The sequence below is a fragment of the Pseudomonas sp. TH15 genome, assembly GCF_016651105.1.
Lineage (GTDB): Bacteria > Pseudomonadota > Gammaproteobacteria > Pseudomonadales > Pseudomonadaceae > Aquipseudomonas.
Window position 1 is genome coordinate 4705414 of the sequence record NZ_JAEKEL010000001.1, and the last position, 15923, is coordinate 4721336.

Consider the following 15923-nt stretch of genomic DNA (forward strand, 5'->3'; position numbering starts at 1 on the left):
TTAAAACGCGTAGCTTGCCTTCAGCCCGCCGTTGAAGCCGTGGCTGTCGCCGCCGCCATTGGCGCCCACTTCTGCGCCCAGGCTCAGCGCGCCGAGGCTGGCCATGACGTTTACCCCGCCGCTGAATTGGTCGCGATTATCAAACGCGGCGCGTTGTTCGATGTCGAGCCCCAGCAAGTGGCTTTGGCTGTCGACTTGGTTGTCGCCCAGTGTGCGTTCGTAGCCCACTTGCACGCCCGGCACCAATTGCCAACTGCCCATCGCCACGGGCGCGAAGGCGACGTTGAGGTTGGCGACGGCGCTGCGGCGGGTGGCGGTGTTGTCGTCGACGTCGAGAGCCAGCTCGCTGCCCTTCTCTTTAAAGCCGTTGAGGTCGAGGTGGCTGACTCGAAAGCCCAGGCTCGGCTCGAAGGTCATGCCGTTGACCGGGGCGCGATAGCCGAGGGCTAACGTGGCGCCGGTAAGGTTGCCGTGGGTGTTGCCCTTCGCGGTGCCGAGGCCGCCGCCGAGGTCGCGTTTGCTGTCGTAGTCGATGTAGCCGGCGCTGGCGTTGGCGTCGAGGAAAAGACCTTGTTCCAGGCTGGTGAAGCCGTAGCGGGCGCCGACGTTGAGGAAGGTGAAGTCGGTGTCGGCTTCGCCACCTGCGCCGCCGACCGTGCCTTTGCTGTAGCCGAAACCGCCGCGTGCGCTGAGTTGTTCGCTGAAGCGTTGGGTGATGCCGACCATCAGGCCTTGGCTGTGCTCGTTGCTGCTGTCGGCGTGGGACGAGCCGTCGGTGCCGAGGTAGCCGGCCAGCGCAGTCGTCCACAAGCGGTATTGGCCGACTTTGAGGTCGCTGCCGCTGGCGAACTGTGCGGCGGCTTGTTCGATCATCGCGTTTTGGCGCAGCAGGTAGCTGGCGGCGTCCGCGTGTACCTGGCCGCCGACTTGGGATTCGACACCGCCGAGGGTGCCGGCGTCGATCGCCGATTGCAGATAGTAGTTGTAGGCGCTGTAGGTGCCGGACAGCTCGGTGTTCTGCAATTCGCGGAGCAATTCGGCGCCAGCGGCGGCGTTGCCGATCAGCGCGGCCTGACCCGGCAGGCTGTTGTATTCGACGAGTTTGCCGCGCAGCACGTAAATGGTTTCCTGGGAGAGGCCGAGGCCTTGTTTGAGGTAATTGTCCATCGTGCCGTATTGCGCGGTGACTTCGTCGAGGCCGGCTTGCAGGTAGCTGGCCTGGACGCCGAGCAGTGGGCCGTAGACGGCGGCCATGCTCGGTGGCATCGCCTTCAACGTGGCGGCGACTCGGGCAGCGGTGTAGTCGTTGGTCGCGAGGTAGTTGGCCATGATTGTCGCGTTGTCGACACCGGCGATACTTTGCAACACGGCGGCGGTCCAGCCGGTGCGGTCTTTGCCAGCGGTGCAGTGGAACAGTTGCGCGGCGTCGACGCTGGCGAGTGCGTTGAACAGGTTGCCGAACTGGCTGCGCATGCCGGCGTCGCTGACGAAGGCACGGTTGGTCTGCTCCATCATGGCGATGGCGTCGGCGGCGCTTTTGAAGGAAATGTTGGTGATGTTTGAGCCGGAGGTGGTGGCGCCGATGATGTCGATGTTCTGGTAGGTCGCACCGGTCAGCATGGTGTCCGGTGTGCCAGCGATTTCACTCGGGGTGCGCAGGTCGTACACCGCTTTGATGCCGAGGCTGTTCAGCGTGGCCAGATCCGCTGCTGATGGCGTGATCGCATTGGAGCGATAGAACACGCCGCCGCGCATCGTGCCGTCGTGGGCCGTGGAGTACGCGGTGGTGATACCGGCGATATCGCGGAAGTTGTCGATGCTTTTCAGGCGCGGCGTGTCCAGGGGCGCGGACTCGGCAGCGTGGGCGGCGGCGACGGACAGGCTCAGTACGGACAGCGAACACAGAAGACGTTGAAACACAGTGCAGCCTCATTGGATTAGCGTTGGGCTGGTCACTATGGGTAAGCAAGTGATACTGAATATGACAGTTTTGCTTTGAAAGGAAATGGCTGCGCGATTGGGCCGTGGGGTGCGTGATCTGTCCATGTGGAGGGTGATCGTGGTGCGTCCGGGATAGCCGGGTTGGCCAATCGGACGCCTTCGCGGGCAAGCCCGGCTCCTACGAAGAGCTGGGGGCGCATGCTATCTGTAGGAGCAAGGCTTGCCCGCGAAGGCGATGAATCAGGCAATGGCGATGCTGGCTGACAAAATGTCATCGCGGGCAGCCCGGCTCCTACGAAGAGCTGGGGGCGCAGGCTATCTGTAGGAGCAAAGCTTGCCCGCGAAGGCGATGAATCAGGCAATGGCGATGCTGGCTGACAAAATGTCATCGCGGGCAGCCCGGCTCCTACGAAGAGCTGGGGGCGCATGCTATCTGTAGGAGCAAGGCTTGCCCGCGAAGGCGATGAGTCAGGCAATGGCGATGCTGGCTGACTCAATGTCATCGCGGGCAAGCCTTGCTCCTACAGAGTGAGGTGTTTGGGATTGTTCTCGTTCATAATCGCGCCTCAAATTTGACGACACAGGGAGTGCGAGATGGACACGACTCAATGGCTGGGCTTATTCGAACGAGCCTTTCGCGATATGGAAAAGAGTCTTGAGCAAGTGCTGCAACTCAGCAGTTGCCGTGAACACTGGATTCAAGCCCAGATCAGCCTTCATGCCTGGTTCAACGATGAACTGGAAATCTGGACGGATCTGCCAATCGGCGATCGACGCAAAGCGGATCTGTATGCGCTGGGTGAAGACGGTAAGCCAACGATGGTCGCTGAAGTCAAATGTCTGGGCGATGTTTCCTACGCCAAGTGCCTGGACGGCGATTGGTCGGTGCGGGCCGATGTCGAACGATTGAATGCGTTTGAGTGCCCTACCCGGCTGTTTATTCTGGTGATCGCCAAAGGTGTTACCGAGACGAGTACCGGCCAACGCCTTCGTAACGATGAATGGGTCGCTGGCCGCCAGAGCATCAACGTAGATCTGGACTTTGCGCTGGTGCGAATGTGGGCGCTGTGAGCGCTGTGAGCGCCTGAAGGGCTGAAGCGAAAAACCGCGTCTACTGGGTAGGCGCGGTTTTTTTATACCGCGACTGGCCGCCTTGGCCATTGCAGCTCGCCTGACGGTTTACTTGCGTGGGCGCTTTATGATTTCATCTGGCGAAGGCACAAGTAGCCTCCCTGCTGCGATGGGAAATACGAAAAATCCAAGTGAACTTACCCACTTGTTTAGCCACTGCAAGCAGCATGCTGGTCGAGGCACGTCTTCGATTTGGCTAAAGGAGTGATGCTATGAACCGTTCGAATGCCGCGCAGTGCCTGGATGATCTGAAGTTGCTCGCCAAAGTGTCTGTTATCGGCGAGTACACGTATTGCCAGCGACTGACCCATCTCAGCAAAGAATTCGGCTTTAACAATCTCCATCATTTTCAGAAGGTGGTTAATCATCTTTCTGAAGACATGATCGCCAATATTTCCACGACGCTGATGCGCCGCTATTGCGAAATCGCCCAGCCCAAGCCGGGCATTGCCTACTACGAATTTCTCTCGGTCAACAACGACACTCGTTTGCGCTTTTACAGCCAGTGGGCCGGGTGGGACGTGTTCGGGCAGGAAGTTCGTGTGCCAAGGTCGCTCAAAGGCGATTCGGCCCCTCGCCTGCGCAAGTCGCTGAGCAAAACGGTGTACATCGTTGAAAATGATCGGCAGTTGCTGGCCTGGCGTCATCGTTGGCATGGCCTGTGTTATGTGCCTAAAGACCTTTGCCAAAAGCACATGAGCGAAGCCTTCGAGCGCAAAAACGCCGTCGTAGAGGGTGTTCGCAACGAAGAATTCCCCTTGCTGAACGCCTTCAATGACAACTACGCAACGTGGTATCCCGTCATTGAATAAACGCCCTCGCGGCGATACCGGGGCACGTTGATCCTGAACATAAAGGGCGCGTGCCGAACCCAAAACCCTGTAGGAGCTGTCGAGTGCAGCGAGGCTGCGATCTTTTGATCCAATACATGAAGATCAAAAGATCGCAGCGTCCCGCAGCTCCTACAGGTCGGGTTTTGGTTAATCCACGATGAATAATTTTGCGCCGGTGGCGGTGGACGAACGATGGCCTTCGGCATCATTGCCCACTTGGTAACTCATGCCCGCCGTCAGGGTGAACTGTCGGCCGTCTTCCAGTTCTGTCAGCAACTGCCCTTCAAGGCACAACAGAATGTGCCCTCGCCAACACCAGTGATCGGCCAAATATCCAAGGCTGTACTCGACCATCCGCACACGCGCTGAACCAAACTGGCAGGTACGCCAATAGGCTGTGCCTGTCTGACCGGCATTCGCCACCGACTCTATCGATTGACCAATCGGTGGTTCCGAATGGGATTTCAGTAAGATCCATGGTTGCCTCATCGAAATTCAGGGAATGCGACCGTAGCAACCTGGAAAAAGCACAGATAGACACAGATCACGAGCATTTACGGCATACAGGGCAGAACCTTGCGCATGAACACCCGGGCAAGACCATCTTCCGGGGCGCGATGGGTTTCCTGATACCCGAGCTTTTTGTAGAGAGCGATGTTCTTGAGCATCAACTCATGCGCATACAAACCATCGCCTCGTGCCTGGCGCGGCAAGCCAACGAGGGCTTGCGGCCAGCCCTCACGCCGTTTGCTTGACCACGCGAATCTGCGTGATTCCGACGATCTCCGCCTGTTGCAGAATCTGCTCCGGCGTGGCGTCTGCCGGGGGCATGATCAGGCCGTTTTCGGCGTCGCCGACGTGCAGTTCCAGCAAGTGCATTGCGGCCTCATGTTCGGCGAGTTGTGCCTCTTGGACTTCGAGCACGTGGCGGCGCGGCTCGCCGTTGAACAGGTATTCGAGCAGAAAGTTGTGCATGGGGTCACCCGTGTGTGATGGCGTTATTATCCTGACGAGCCAGTCAGTTTTTAGTTCAACTGCAACGCTGTGTGCAAAACAGTCATCGCTCAAGGCAAACTTTTTGCCCCACGGGGCGTCATCTGTTTAACGGCCGACATGGCTTGGCTTCCCCAACAGCTGACCTCAGCTAAGGACTGGCGATGACCTTTTTCATTTTCCTTCTGGCTTGCGCCGCTGCGGCTACCACCGGCGTCATGTTCAAACCGGGCGCCTGGTACGAGTCCCTCGTCAAACCCGGATTCACTCCGCCGAATTGGGCATTTCCGGTGGCCTGGACGGTGATTTACCTGCTGCTGGCGTGGGCCGGCTATCGCTTGACCCTGATACCGGGAAGCCAGATGGTGTTGGCGTTATGGGCCGCGCAGATCGCGCTGAACACCTTGTGGACGCCGGTGTTTTTGGCGCCCACCAAGTCTTGGCCGCGATGGTCATTCTGGCGTTGTTGTGGCTGGTGGTGGCGGCCATGGTGGTCATGGCGTTGCAACTTGACGTGATTACTGGCTTGATCCTGTTTCCCTATCTGGCGTGGCTGTGTGTCGCCGCCGCGTTGAATTTTTCCATTCTGCTCAAGAACCGCTGATGACCGACTTTACAGGGAGTAATCCGGCACCTTGGCCACAGGGCGAGCGCGAGTTGGCGCAGGTGCGCGAGTTCAACAAGAAGCTCGCCTGGTTGCCGCGTTTTCGCATCCGTAATCGCATCACGCCACGGTTGATCCAGGCGTTGTTGCGGGCCAGTCAGTTCGTCAGCCCCAGCCTGCTGCACAAGCATGGCCTGAGCGCTGAACGGAAGATGATTGAGGGCGGCGCCGTTCCGGTCGCTGTGCGGATCATCCGGCCCAAGGGCAAAGCCAAAGGCGTTGTGCTGGATTTTCATGGCGGCGGATGGGTGATCGGCAACGCGCAGATGAACGACAACTTCAACATTGCCATCGCCGATACCTGCGAGGTCGTGGTGGTGTCCGTCGATTACCGGCTCGCGGTGTCGACACCGATTGAAGGCCTGTTGGAAGATTGCCTGCACGCCACGCGCTGGTTGCTGAGCGATCCAGCGTTCGCGGATCTGCCCGTGGTGGTGGTCGGTGAATCGGCCGGGGCGCATCTGGCGGCAGCGACGTTATTGGCGCTGCAAACATCGCCCGATCTCCTGCAACGCATCAGCGGCGCGCTGCTCTATTACGGCGTCTACGACTTGACCGGAACACCGAGCGTGCGCTCGGCACCCGCTGATACTTTGCTACTCGATGGCCCAGGCATGGTCGCAGCGTTGCGCCTGCTGACGCCGGGGCTGAGTGACGAAGAGCGTTGTCAGCCACCATTGTCCCCGCTGTATGGCGACTTCAGCGGTTTCCCGCCGGCATTGCTATTTGCTGGTGAGCTCGACCCGCTGAGGGACGACACCCTCGACATCGCCAAACGCTGGGCAGTCTCGGCACCCGTCGAGATGCACCTGCTGCCGTCCTGCCCCCACGGTTTTATCCACTTCCCGACGGCCATTGCGCAGAGCGTGTTGGCCTACAGTCGTCAATGGATCTCCGCGCGCTGCTTGCCCTGAGGCAAGCAGCTTTTTCACGGTGGCTTACGTGCCGCTTTTGACTTTGCTCCAGACCCGCGTACGAATGCGCTCGATCTTCAGCGGCAATGGTTGGGCAGGAAACAGCGTCGCCAGGGTTGCGGCCGGTGGATAGACGTCCGGATTATTTCTCAAACCCTCATCGACGTAGGCCAGCGAGCTCTTGTTGCCGTTGGGATAGCCCAAGTAATTCGAGCTTTTGGCGATGACCTCGGGCCGCATCATGTAGTTGATGAAGTTCAGGCCCTGCTGCGGGTGCGGCGCGTCCTTGAGCAGCACCAGGGTTTCCATCCACACCGAGGAGCCTTCGCGCGGGATGCGATAGGCCAGGTGCCGACCGTTTTTGGCGCGCTCGGCGTTGGTCTTGGCGTCGAACACGCCACCGGACCAGGCCACCACCGCGCAGATATTGCCGTTGGCCAGATCGGTGATGAACCGCGACGAGTCGAAATAGGTGATGTAGGGGCGGATCTTCAGCAGCAGCGCTTCGGCTTTGGCGTAGTCATCCGGGTTGCTGCTGTCGGGCGGCAAGCCGAGATAATGCAAGGCGATCGGGATGATTTCGCCGGGCGAGTCGAGCAGGGCGACGCCGCACTGCTTGAGCTTGCTGATGTTTTCTTCCTTGAAGATCAGGTCCCAGGAATCCACCGGGGTCTCGTCGCCAAAGATTTTTTTCACCTGATCGACGTCATAACCGATCCCCGTGGTGCCCCACAGGTAAGGGATCGAGTAGCGATTGCCGGGGTCGTTCTGCGCCACTTTGGCGAGAATGTCGGGGTCAAGATTGGAGCGGTTGCTCAACTGGCTGTTATCGAGTTCTTCGAGCACGCCAGCCTTGATCAGGTTGGGCAGCGCGCTGTTGGTAACGACGACCACATCGTAGCCGCTGCGGCCGACCATCAATTTGCTTTGCATGACTTCCGCGCTGTCGAAAGTGTCGAGCAGCACCGGTGTGTTGGTCTCCTTCTCGTAGTCTTTGGGAGCTTCGGGGGCGATGAAGTCGTACCAGTTGTAGAAGTTGACCGTAGGGCCTTCGGCCCAACTGACTGCTGCGCCCAACCCGCAAACAGTGAACAAGCCAAGGTGCAGCAAACGCTTGAGTTTCATGGGTAGCTCCTGGCGAATCGGCCATCGGTTGGCAGTACGCCGCACTATTTTTTTATTGGAAAGCGAGACCGGTTTCAGCGCTCAGGGGATCAACAGTTCGCGGCGACCGTCCGGGTGTTCAGTGACCGCAGCGGCCAGTTTCAGGCGCTTTTCTGCGCGGTAGTCATAGAGCGTGCGGGACGGTGCGATCTGCGTGAGGTCCAGGTCCAGCACGTGCCGGCATTCTTGCGCGCCGGCTTCAAACAGGCGTCTGCCGAACGGGTCGACGACGGTGCTACCGCCCGCGAACACTTCGCCAACGCCTTCGCCCACGCGATTGACCATGGCTGCAAACACCTGGTTTTCCTGGGCACGGGCGGCGACGGCGGTGTGGTGCAGATGGCCGTAGGGTTCCATGTTGCCGTCGGTGATCAGGATCAACTGCGCGCCGAGCGCCGCCAGTGCGCAGGCGCTTTCCGGGAACTCGATGTCGTAGCAGATCAACAGACCGATGCGCACTCCGCGCCATTGCACAGTGGTAAAACGGTCGCCGGGCAACACCAGGCCAGGCTCGCCAACCCACAAGTGAGTCTTGCGATAACTGAGCGCAACGCCCTCGGGCGTGATCAACAATGTGGTGTTGTAGAAGCGCTCTCCGTCACGTTCGATCAACCCGACGACCACCGCGACATCGCGCTCGCGCGCCGCTGCGCAAATCGTCTGGACACTCGCGCCGTCCACCGCTTCGGCGCGTTGGGCAATGTTGTCGTGGTCGAGAAAACCGGTGATGAACGACTCGGGGAACATCACGATATCGCTGCCCGGTGCGCTGTCGGCGATCGCCCGCAGAATGCGCTCCAGGTTGTAAGCGGTATCGCCATCGCGCGCCGCCATTTGTACGAGTTCTAATCTCATCGTCAGACCTTCAGGTGAATAACGCCGTGTCCGACCAGTATGCGGATCGTGGCAAAACTTCCTATCACTCAGAGTGAGTACCCCCAAAGGGGTAGTCCCCCGATCTCCCTCCCCCTGTAGGAGCTGACGAGTGCAACGAGGCTGCGATCTTTTGCCACCCAACATCAAAAGATCGCAGCGTTCCGCAGCTCCTGCATAGGTGCGTGTGTGGGAGCTTATGATCTGTTCCCCCTTTGCCTGTCGACCCGGAAGCTGCACAATTGGCGACTTTTCGCGACAGGATGTCTTTTGATGCAACGGATTGTCAGTGCCCGCCATCTCGGTCGAGGCAAATCCATCCTCGCGGCGTTGCTGTTCTGCGTCACCTCGTGGGGTGCGTTATGGATGGCGTCGCAATGGTGGGAAAAAGCCTTGGCCGAGCCGTCCCATGAACCGCAGTTCAGCCCCAACGGTTGCTATTGGCTCCAGCAATTCAGGCCGTACTGGGTATTGCCCGGCTTTTTTCATTCCAACACTCACCCCGACGATACGGTGTCTGAGACTTGGCCTGGCTCTTGGGAATCTCCGGCTTTCTTCCGTTTGTACGATCGCCGCACTTACAAAGTATTGGGCGAAAGCAACATCTACGATCTGGTGAATGTGGGTGGTCCGGTGAGTTGGGATTACGACGGAGGCCCTTCCGCTTATGTGGGCATGATCCGAATTGAATCCGATTCGCCAGGCTGCGTCGCAAAAAAACCGACTCACACTGAGCGCACCTTCAACATTGCCACGCCAACACCACAAAGGACTGTATCGAATGAGCGAAAACCAAACCCTCGACTACACCCAAATCCCCGAAGGCCTGCTGCCGTTCCCCAACGTCGATGACGTGTTTGTCGCTGATCAACCGGAGCTGGCGCACCATCTGCACGCCCTGTTCAGCATTGACCTGAGCAAGGTCAATGCGCAGTGGTCGGGCGTGGCGCACATGCTCAGCCCGCTGGAACCCTACGAGTCTTTTGTCGGCGAACTGACCGAGTGGGATGGTTATCACGGCGACCTGCTGAAAACCAACTGGATCGGCTTTCAGATCGAGCAAGGGCGCTATCGCCTCTGCGGTGATCCGCGCTACTTCTTCCTGCACGAAGGCAACGCCGATCTGGCCGATCCGCATCCCGGTGCCAGAGCGGATCTGCAGCAACATTACGCCGAACAGCGCAGCGCGTTCGCCGCCGCATCCGAGGGTTTCAAACGCAGCGGCAGACTGGCGCGCATGGATTGGGATAGCAGCAATCCCATCGAGTTTGTGCAGCAGTTGGGGGGTGAAGTGGATGGCCGGGCGAACTGGGTGGAATCGGTCGAGTTCCCGATGGACATCGTCGAAATCGACGCTGACGAGGGCGACACGAATGTCTATCCGCTAAGCCCGGCCGGCAACCGTTTTTACCACGTCGCCAGCGTGCCCGGCTGGCACTACCGCTCCGCAGGTGCCGACCTGATCGTGATGTTTTACGAGCCTGTCGAAGGGTTGGTGTTGTTCACCTTCGACTACAGTTGAAGACGGTCGGTTATGATCGCGAATAACCCGCCTCACCTGGACCCACACTAATGCCCGCCTCGCAGAGCCGACCTACCGCCGCACCATTGCTTAAACCCGGCGAGACCGTCGTGCTGTTCGATGGCGTGTGCAAACTGTGCAATGGCTGGGCGCGGTTTCTGATCCGGCATGACCGCCAGCGACGCGTGCGCCTGGCGGCCGTTCAGTCGCCCGAGGGCCAGGCGCTGCTGGCGTGGGCCGGTTTGCCGGTAGATCAGTTCGACACCATGGCGGTGATCCGCGACCGGCATTACTGGGAACGTTCGGATGCGTTTTTCGAAGTCATCGGCCAGTTGCGTGGCCGCTGGCAACCCATCCGGTGGCTGCGTATCGTGCCGCGCACGCTGCGTGATTGGGCTTACGACCGGGTGGCGCGCAATCGCTATCGATTGTTCGGTAAATACGACACCTGCCTCTTGCCGCATCCTGATCATGAGCAGCGTTTCTTGAAAATGGCCGCCCCTTCCAGCGTTACCCCAGCAGGCTGAGCCATTGCGCTGGCGTCAGCTTCGTCACCATCATCAGCACAATCACAAACATCCCGACAAAACCGACAACACCCATCCAGAACCATTTCCGGTACACGGAGTGGAAGTCTTCATCAAGCTCGCCCCCTGCCACCTGCGCATTCGACGCCATCACGTACAGGCGCTTTTGCAGCACCAATACCGGCAACCAAAGTGAGCCAACGCTGAAAAAATGATCAGCGAAATCAGCACCCATTCGGTGCTCATGGGCAGTCCCGAGACTCTCAGCAACAGGTAACCGGTGATGATCTGCGCAAAGCCTGCCGGCGTGGTAATCCACGTATCGAAGCGCACAACCATGCGCGCCACATGCGTGATCACTTGCGGGTTGGCCGTGCGGCTGGCGGCGATCAGGTAGAGGAAAGAGCCCATGCCAAAGCCGAACAGAAAAATCGCCGCGATGACGTGCAAGTACTTCAGGCACAGATAGAGCATGTTCAGCGTTGCCCGTCAGAAAATTGCACGGACAGGCTGAGGTTGTCCGGGTCGTTGATGGCCGCCATGTATTCATCGACGGTGATTTCGCCCACGCAGGGTCGCGCGCCAGCCTGTGGCACATACCCTTTAGCCATTTTCGCGGCCAGGGCGACGGCAGCGCAGCTGGGAATTTCCGGGCCCTTGTCATTCAGGGCCGTGAGTTGCACGGTCATCGACAACGGTTTCGCATCAACGCCAATGCCTCGCACGTCGATGTACATCGCGCTTTTGCCATCGCCGAAACGTTCGAAGCGCGTGCCCAGGCGGTGCAGTCGTGCGGCCCACAGAACATGGTCGCTCACCAGGCCAAACCGCCGAGCCTGAGCCAGCAGATAGTTGGCAACACCGCCCAGTTTCAGACCCGCGCCAGCCTTAAAGCTCAGGGTGTGCGCACCGTAGCGGCCGGCGAATATATCCATGTCCGGCACATCGACGTTAGCCAGCAAGCGCGTGCCCATCTGCGGCATCTTGCGCAGGGTCAGATCCTGCCAACCCAGCACCTCATGCACCTTGCCGTTCTTCAGTTGCCTGATCGGTTTGCCCGCGTAGGCAAGCACGCCTTCGATCGTCGACAGGCCGGGCATTTTTGCCGATGAAGAAATGCCATGCTCGATCGAATCAATGCGCGAGAAGCGATGACGCTGCTGATCGATGATCGCGGACGACAGCGTCGGCACTGAACTGCACCCGCTGAGGATCGCCACGCCCGCCTGTTTCGCCTGAGCATCGAGCACGCCAATGCCATTGACGAACGTGCGGCAGTCAGCCAGATCGCAGTAGTTCACGCCGGCTGCAATGCAGTTCTCGGCCACCGCAAAGGATTGCCCCTGAAACGGGCCGCCGGTATGGACGACCAACTGGATCTTCAGCGAGATCAACGCGGATTTGAACTCGGCACCCATGGCGTCGCCACACCAGCCTTCGGCGACCGTACCTGCGTGGCTGTTCAGCTCATCGACCTTGCGCTGCAACTTGAACCGATCGCGCCCCGAGAGCAACAGCTCCACACCCGGCATGACCGCCAGATGCCTGCACACGATGCTGCCAAAATTTCCGTAGCCACCGACGACCATCACCCTGAACGGCATGCAATTCTTCCCTAACAATTCGATCACACGGGCGTGAAGGATATAGGGCTAAACGTCGGCGAGCTATCACAGGCAAAAACCGCTCTGGATTGCGGTGACTAACACCAAGCCCTCCACTGGCAGCACTGACGGCTACAAAACGCACCGACAACCAGCGCCCACACCGTGTTACGCCCACCCCAATCTGTAGGAGCAAGGCTTGCCCGCGAAAACGGCAGCACATCCAACATCACCTCAACAGGCACAACGCCTTCGCGAGCAAACTCAGCTCCTACATTGTTTGGCAGCGTTCCCCAATCGGTAGGAGCAAGGCTTGCCCGCGAAAACGGCAGCACATCCAACATCACCTCAACAGGCACAACGCCTTCGCGAGCAAGCTCAGCTCCTACATTGTTTGGCGGCGTTCCCCAATCGGTAGGAGCAAGGCTTGCCCGCGAACATGGCAGCACATCCAACATCACCTCAACAGGCACAACGCCTTCGCGAGCAAGCTCAGCTCCTACACTGTTTTTCCGCGTTCCCCAATCGGTAGGAGCAAGGCTTGCCCGCGAAAACGGCGGCACATCCAACATCACCTCAACAGGCACAACGCCTTCGCGAGCAAGCTCAGCTCCTACATTGTTCGGCGGCGTTCCCCAATCTGTAGGAGCAAGGCTTGCCCGCGAAGACGGCGGCACATCCAACATCACCTCAACAGGCACAACGCCTTCGCGTGCAAGCTCAGCTCCTACACTGTTTGGCAGCGTTCCCCAATCGGTAGGAGCAAGGCTTGCCCGCGAAAACGGCGGCACATCCAACATCACCTCGGCAGGCACAACGCCTTCGCGAGCAAGCTCAGCTCCTACACTGTTGGCGGCGTTCCCCAATCGGTAGGAGCAAGGCTTGCCCGCGAAGAAGGCAGCACATCCGAAATCACCTCGGCAGGCACAACGCCTTCGCGAGCAAGCTCAGCTCCTACACTGTTGGCGGCGTTCCCCAATCTGTAGGAGCAAGGCTTGCCCGCGAAGAAGGCAGCACATCCAAAATTACCTCAACAGGCACAACGCCTTCGCGAGCAAGCTCAGCTCCTACATTGTTTGGCGGCGCATCCCGGATCACCCTGACAGGTTGCACGGAGGACTGAATCAGTTGGAGACTTGCTCAAGGAATATCAGTTGCAGCGGCGTTTCCAGCAGGTCATCCGCCGTGGCCGCAAAGTGCTGGAAGTACGGCATGGCGAAATGCGCATCGAGTGCCGCTTGGTCTTTGAAAGCCTCGCGCATGTAGAACGTGCCACGCTGGTCGCGCAGCTCAAACAACACATAGTCGAGATTGCCCGGCTCTGTGCGCGTCGGCTCAACCAGCGCCAGCAGTCCCTCTTGCAATGCCTGTTCCTGGCCTGGTTTGGCCTTTAGTACCGCAATCGACACCAATGTTTCTGTGGACTTGCTCATGCTCAATACTCCCGGAATCGCGAATCTGAAGTGAAACGCCAAGGTTCAATGCTGCTGATCAATCAGCGGGTCGGCGCCGGCGCCGCGTCGATTTTCAGACGCAGCAGGCTGTAAGGTTTTTGCCGCTGATCCTGCCCCGAGCGGAACGCCGCCTGCCGATGAAATTGGTTGGCAATGAAATACAGATAGCCATCCGGGCCGATGGACAAGGTGTCGGGCCACAGCAGGCGCGGGTCATGCACCAGCGTTTGCCACTGGCCATCCGGCAATCGCTTGCGGATCGCGTTGTGCTCGTAATCACCGGCGTAGATCGCGCCGTCAGCGTCGGCCTCCAGACCATCGGATGCACCTTTTTCGCCCAGATCCTGCACGGCCGCTGCCAGTTGTTGCTCGCTGAAGTTGGCATCGCGTAAAAGCGCGGTGGAAACCGAGTACAGATGTCGACTCGACAAAGGCGTGAAGTACAGCGTCTTGCCGTCCGCCGACAGGGCGATACCGTCCGAGGCCACACCCAGCGGTTTTCGCTGGCCGTTCGCAGCCTCGACCGTGACCGGCAAACCTTCGACCACCGGTACAAATGTCGGGTCAACCGAGGTCGCCGGCACTCCGCTCAAACGGCGCATCGCATGGCCGCTGGCGATGTCCATGACGATGATCGCGCCGGGGCCGCGCAATGAAGAATCGGTGAGATAGACCGTGCCTTGCGCGCCAGTACGAAAGTCGAAACGCATGTCGTTAACGTAGGTGCTGGGCAACATGACGTGGTCCGGGAACACCAGGCGTTTGACGACTTTGTTGGTAGCCAGATCCACCGCCATCAGTTTCGCGCCTTTGGGTTTCGGATCTGCAAAGCCCGGCGCTGCCGTGTCGAGCAACCAGACACGGCCCCGACCATCGGCCACCACGCTTTGCACGCTGATCAGGCCATCGCTCGGGTCGCTTGGATTCTCCTGGTTGATCGCCGCGTTCGGATAGGCCACGACCTTGCCAGCGCGGATCTCGCCCACGGTGAACGGCACGTTGTCGCCCCAACGCGGGAAGTTGACGAAGATCCGCCCCGTCTCGGTGACCGTCACGCCGGTGGGCATTGCATCGTAGAACGCATGCACCTGTTCAAGCTTGCCGAAAGAGCGGTCGGCCGGTGCATCAGCCGGCAAGGCAACAGCGTTGATTGCATGAGCGAACGGCACCGTGAATGTGGCGGCCAAGACCATCGCCATGACTGCGGGAAGGGTTTTCATACGCATGAGCAGCTCCTGACAGGCCCGCCAGCAGGCCCGTCTGAATGAATGAGTTAGGTCAGAAACCTTCGAGAACGATCTTGCCTCGGGCCTTGCCGCTTTCGACCAACGCATGGGCACGGCGCATGTTCGCCGCGTTGATCGCGCCGAAATGTTCGCCCACGGTGGTGTGCAAAATGCCTTGGTCAATCAGAGCGCTGACGCGATCGAGCAGGTGATGCTGATTGATCATGTCCTCGGTTTCGTACAGTGAACGGGTGAACATCAATTCCCAATGCAGCGACAGCGATTTGCGCTTGAGCGGCATCACATCGAGGCTGTCGGGATCGTCGATCACACCCAGACGCCCCTGTGGTCGAAGCACATCGATCAGTTGCGAAAAGTGCTGCGAGGTGTGCGTCAGGCTGGCGACATAATCAACCTCGGTCACGCCCAGTGCTTGCAACTGAGCGAGCATGGGCTGGCTGTGATCGATGACGTGATGCGCACCCAACTGCCGAACCCAGTCAGCAGTTTCCTTGCGCGAGGCGGTACCGATCACGGTAAGCCGGGTCAACTGGCGGGCCAGTTGCACCAGCATCGAACCGACGCCGCCCGCCGCGCCGGTGATCAACAGGCACTTGCCCTGCCCCGAGCCTTCGGCGATACCGAGGCGCTCGAAGAGCAATTCCCAAGCGGTAATCGAGGTCAACGGCAACGCCGCCGCATCGGCTGCACTCAACGAGCGTGGTTTGTGCCCGACGATTCGCTCATCCACCAAATGGAATTCGCTGTAACTGCCGGAACGCGCAATCGAGCCCGAATAGAACACTTCATCGCCCGGCTGAAACAGTGTCACTTCACTACCGACCTCGCGAACAATGCCGGCCGCATCCCAGCCGAGGATTTTTGGTTCTTTGGTGAAAGTGCCAGCGCGGACTTTGGTGTCGACCGGATTGACCGAAACTGCGCGCACTTCCACCAGCAGATCCCTCGGGCCAGGCGTGGGCACTGGCAGATCGATGTCGATCAATGCTTGCGGATCATCAATGGGCAAAGCGTGTTGCGTAAAGGTGATGGCTTTCATGGAAACTCGCTGTCTGA

16 protein-coding genes and 3 pseudogenes are annotated in these 15923 nt (G+C 59.4%); 7 read left to right on the forward strand and 12 right to left on the reverse strand.

What is annotated here, in order from left to right; genetic code table 11:
- On the reverse strand, window positions 1-1920 hold the full coding sequence (locus tag JFT87_RS21165) for a tyrosine-protein phosphatase (RefSeq protein ID WP_201204312.1): 1920 nt from the start codon (window positions 1918-1920) through the stop codon (window positions 1-3).
- Window positions 1921-2535: 615 nt separating this feature from the next.
- Here JFT87_RS21165 and JFT87_RS21170 point away from each other — a divergent pair.
- The gene (locus JFT87_RS21170; RefSeq protein WP_201204313.1) at window positions 2536-3012 is read left to right on the forward strand and encodes a hypothetical protein; all 477 of its coding nucleotides are present in this window, start codon (window positions 2536-2538) and stop codon (window positions 3010-3012) included.
- A 272-nt stretch (window positions 3013-3284) separates the two neighbouring features.
- Window positions 3285-3884, forward strand: a complete 600-nt coding sequence (locus JFT87_RS21175) for a hypothetical protein (protein WP_201204314.1) — start codon at window positions 3285-3287, stop codon at window positions 3882-3884.
- Window positions 3885-4052: 168 nt separating this feature from the next.
- On the opposite strand, the pseudogene JFT87_RS21180 reads toward JFT87_RS21175, so the two are convergent.
- From JFT87_RS21180 to JFT87_RS21190, 3 genes and pseudogenes are all read right to left on the reverse strand, one after another.
- Window positions 4053-4383, reverse strand: a pseudogene (locus JFT87_RS21180) (DHCW motif cupin fold protein).
- 76 nt (window positions 4384-4459) lie between these two features.
- Complete coding sequence (locus tag JFT87_RS21185; RefSeq protein ID WP_446739722.1) at window positions 4460-4591, reverse strand: hypothetical protein; 132 nt, start codon at window positions 4589-4591, stop codon at window positions 4460-4462.
- A 52-nt stretch (window positions 4592-4643) separates the two neighbouring features.
- Window positions 4644-4880, reverse strand: a complete 237-nt coding sequence (locus JFT87_RS21190) for a hypothetical protein (RefSeq protein ID WP_201204315.1) — start codon at window positions 4878-4880, stop codon at window positions 4644-4646.
- Window positions 4881-5062: 182 nt separating this feature from the next.
- Here JFT87_RS21190 and tspO point away from each other — a divergent pair.
- Together tspO and JFT87_RS21200 are read left to right on the forward strand one after the other, a co-directional pair.
- Window positions 5063-5502: pseudogene (gene tspO, locus JFT87_RS21195) on the forward strand (tryptophan-rich sensory protein TspO).
- Complete coding sequence (locus tag JFT87_RS21200; RefSeq protein WP_201204317.1) at window positions 5502-6476, forward strand: alpha/beta hydrolase fold domain-containing protein; 975 nt, start codon at window positions 5502-5504, stop codon at window positions 6474-6476. The pseudogene tspO and the gene JFT87_RS21200 overlap by 1 nt, the downstream one beginning before the upstream one ends.
- A gap of 24 nt (window positions 6477-6500) precedes the next feature.
- Here the strand turns inward: JFT87_RS21200 and JFT87_RS21205 are convergent, their stop codons facing one another.
- Complete coding sequence (locus tag JFT87_RS21205) at window positions 6501-7601, reverse strand: polyamine ABC transporter substrate-binding protein (protein WP_201204319.1); 1101 nt, start codon at window positions 7599-7601, stop codon at window positions 6501-6503.
- 81 nt (window positions 7602-7682) lie between these two features.
- Entirely contained in the window at window positions 7683-8495 is an 813-nt protein-coding gene (locus JFT87_RS21210; protein ID WP_201204321.1) for a carbon-nitrogen hydrolase family protein, read from the reverse strand.
- Between the two features lie 291 nt (window positions 8496-8786).
- On the opposite strand from JFT87_RS21210, the gene JFT87_RS21215 reads away from it, so the two are divergent.
- Genes JFT87_RS21215 through JFT87_RS21225 form a run of 3 tightly spaced genes read left to right on the forward strand, consistent with a single transcriptional unit; the run spans window position 8787 to window position 10562 of the window.
- Window positions 8787-9365 (forward strand): hypothetical protein, encoded by a 579-nt coding sequence (locus tag JFT87_RS21215; protein WP_242487286.1) that lies wholly within the window; start codon window positions 8787-8789, stop codon window positions 9363-9365.
- Complete coding sequence (locus tag JFT87_RS21220; RefSeq protein ID WP_201204323.1) at window positions 9295-10035, forward strand: hypothetical protein; 741 nt, start codon at window positions 9295-9297, stop codon at window positions 10033-10035. The genes JFT87_RS21215 and JFT87_RS21220 overlap by 71 nt, the downstream gene beginning before the upstream one ends.
- Window positions 10036-10085: 50 nt before the next feature.
- The gene (locus JFT87_RS21225) at window positions 10086-10562 is read left to right on the forward strand and encodes a thiol-disulfide oxidoreductase DCC family protein (RefSeq protein ID WP_201204324.1); all 477 of its coding nucleotides are present in this window, start codon (window positions 10086-10088) and stop codon (window positions 10560-10562) included.
- Here the strand turns inward: JFT87_RS21225 and JFT87_RS21230 are convergent.
- The 6 genes and pseudogenes from JFT87_RS21230 to JFT87_RS21255 all read right to left on the reverse strand — a co-directional run bounded on the left by JFT87_RS21230 (window position 10546) and on the right by JFT87_RS21255 (window position 15906).
- Window positions 10546-11036, reverse strand: a pseudogene (locus JFT87_RS21230) (DUF2269 family protein). The gene JFT87_RS21225 and the pseudogene JFT87_RS21230 sit on opposite strands and share 17 nt — an antisense overlap.
- Window positions 11037-11038: 2 nt before the next feature.
- Complete coding sequence (locus JFT87_RS21235) at window positions 11039-12166, reverse strand: saccharopine dehydrogenase family protein (protein ID WP_201204325.1); 1128 nt, start codon at window positions 12164-12166, stop codon at window positions 11039-11041.
- A gap of 98 nt (window positions 12167-12264) precedes the next feature.
- Entirely contained in the window at window positions 12265-12963 is a 699-nt protein-coding gene (locus JFT87_RS21240) for a hypothetical protein (RefSeq protein ID WP_201204326.1), read from the reverse strand.
- Between the two features lie 327 nt (window positions 12964-13290).
- Window positions 13291-13599, reverse strand: coding sequence for a putative quinol monooxygenase (locus JFT87_RS21245; protein ID WP_201204327.1), 309 nt, complete (start codon window positions 13597-13599; stop codon window positions 13291-13293).
- A gap of 62 nt (window positions 13600-13661) precedes the next feature.
- Window positions 13662-14846, reverse strand: a complete 1185-nt coding sequence (locus tag JFT87_RS21250) for an L-dopachrome tautomerase-related protein (RefSeq protein WP_201204328.1) — start codon at window positions 14844-14846, stop codon at window positions 13662-13664.
- Window positions 14847-14898: 52 nt separating this feature from the next.
- Complete coding sequence (locus tag JFT87_RS21255) at window positions 14899-15906, reverse strand: zinc-binding alcohol dehydrogenase family protein (RefSeq protein WP_201204329.1); 1008 nt, start codon at window positions 15904-15906, stop codon at window positions 14899-14901.
- Between the last annotated feature and the right edge of the window lie 17 nt (window positions 15907-15923).

Bases quoted from the DNA above. Each gene is read 5' to 3' on its own strand.
- JFT87_RS21170 (WP_201204313.1), top strand. From the start codon at position 2,536: ATGGACACGACTCAATGGCTGGGCTTATTCGAACGAGCCTTTCGCGAT.
- JFT87_RS21175 (WP_201204314.1), top strand. From the start codon at position 3,285: ATGAACCGTTCGAATGCCGCGCAGTGCCTGGATGATCTGAAGTTGCTC.
- JFT87_RS21190 (WP_201204315.1), bottom strand. From the start codon at position 4,880: ATGCACAACTTTCTGCTCGAATACCTGTTCAACGGCGAGCCGCGCCGC.
- JFT87_RS21200 (WP_201204317.1), top strand. From the start codon at position 5,502: ATGACCGACTTTACAGGGAGTAATCCGGCACCTTGGCCACAGGGCGAG.
- JFT87_RS21205 (WP_201204319.1), bottom strand. From the start codon at position 7,601: ATGAAACTCAAGCGTTTGCTGCACCTTGGCTTGTTCACTGTTTGCGGG.
- JFT87_RS21210 (WP_201204321.1), bottom strand. From the start codon at position 8,495: ATGAGATTAGAACTCGTACAAATGGCGGCGCGCGATGGCGATACCGCT.
- JFT87_RS21215 (WP_242487286.1), top strand. From the start codon at position 8,787: ATGCAACGGATTGTCAGTGCCCGCCATCTCGGTCGAGGCAAATCCATC.
- JFT87_RS21220 (WP_201204323.1), top strand. From the start codon at position 9,295: ATGAGCGAAAACCAAACCCTCGACTACACCCAAATCCCCGAAGGCCTG.
- JFT87_RS21225 (WP_201204324.1), top strand. From the start codon at position 10,086: ATGCCCGCCTCGCAGAGCCGACCTACCGCCGCACCATTGCTTAAACCC.
- JFT87_RS21235 (WP_201204325.1), bottom strand. From the start codon at position 12,166: ATGCCGTTCAGGGTGATGGTCGTCGGTGGCTACGGAAATTTTGGCAGC.
- JFT87_RS21245 (WP_201204327.1), bottom strand. From the start codon at position 13,599: ATGAGCAAGTCCACAGAAACATTGGTGTCGATTGCGGTACTAAAGGCC.
- JFT87_RS21250 (WP_201204328.1), bottom strand. From the start codon at position 14,846: ATGCGTATGAAAACCCTTCCCGCAGTCATGGCGATGGTCTTGGCCGCC.
- JFT87_RS21255 (WP_201204329.1), bottom strand. From the start codon at position 15,906: ATGAAAGCCATCACCTTTACGCAACACGCTTTGCCCATTGATGATCCG.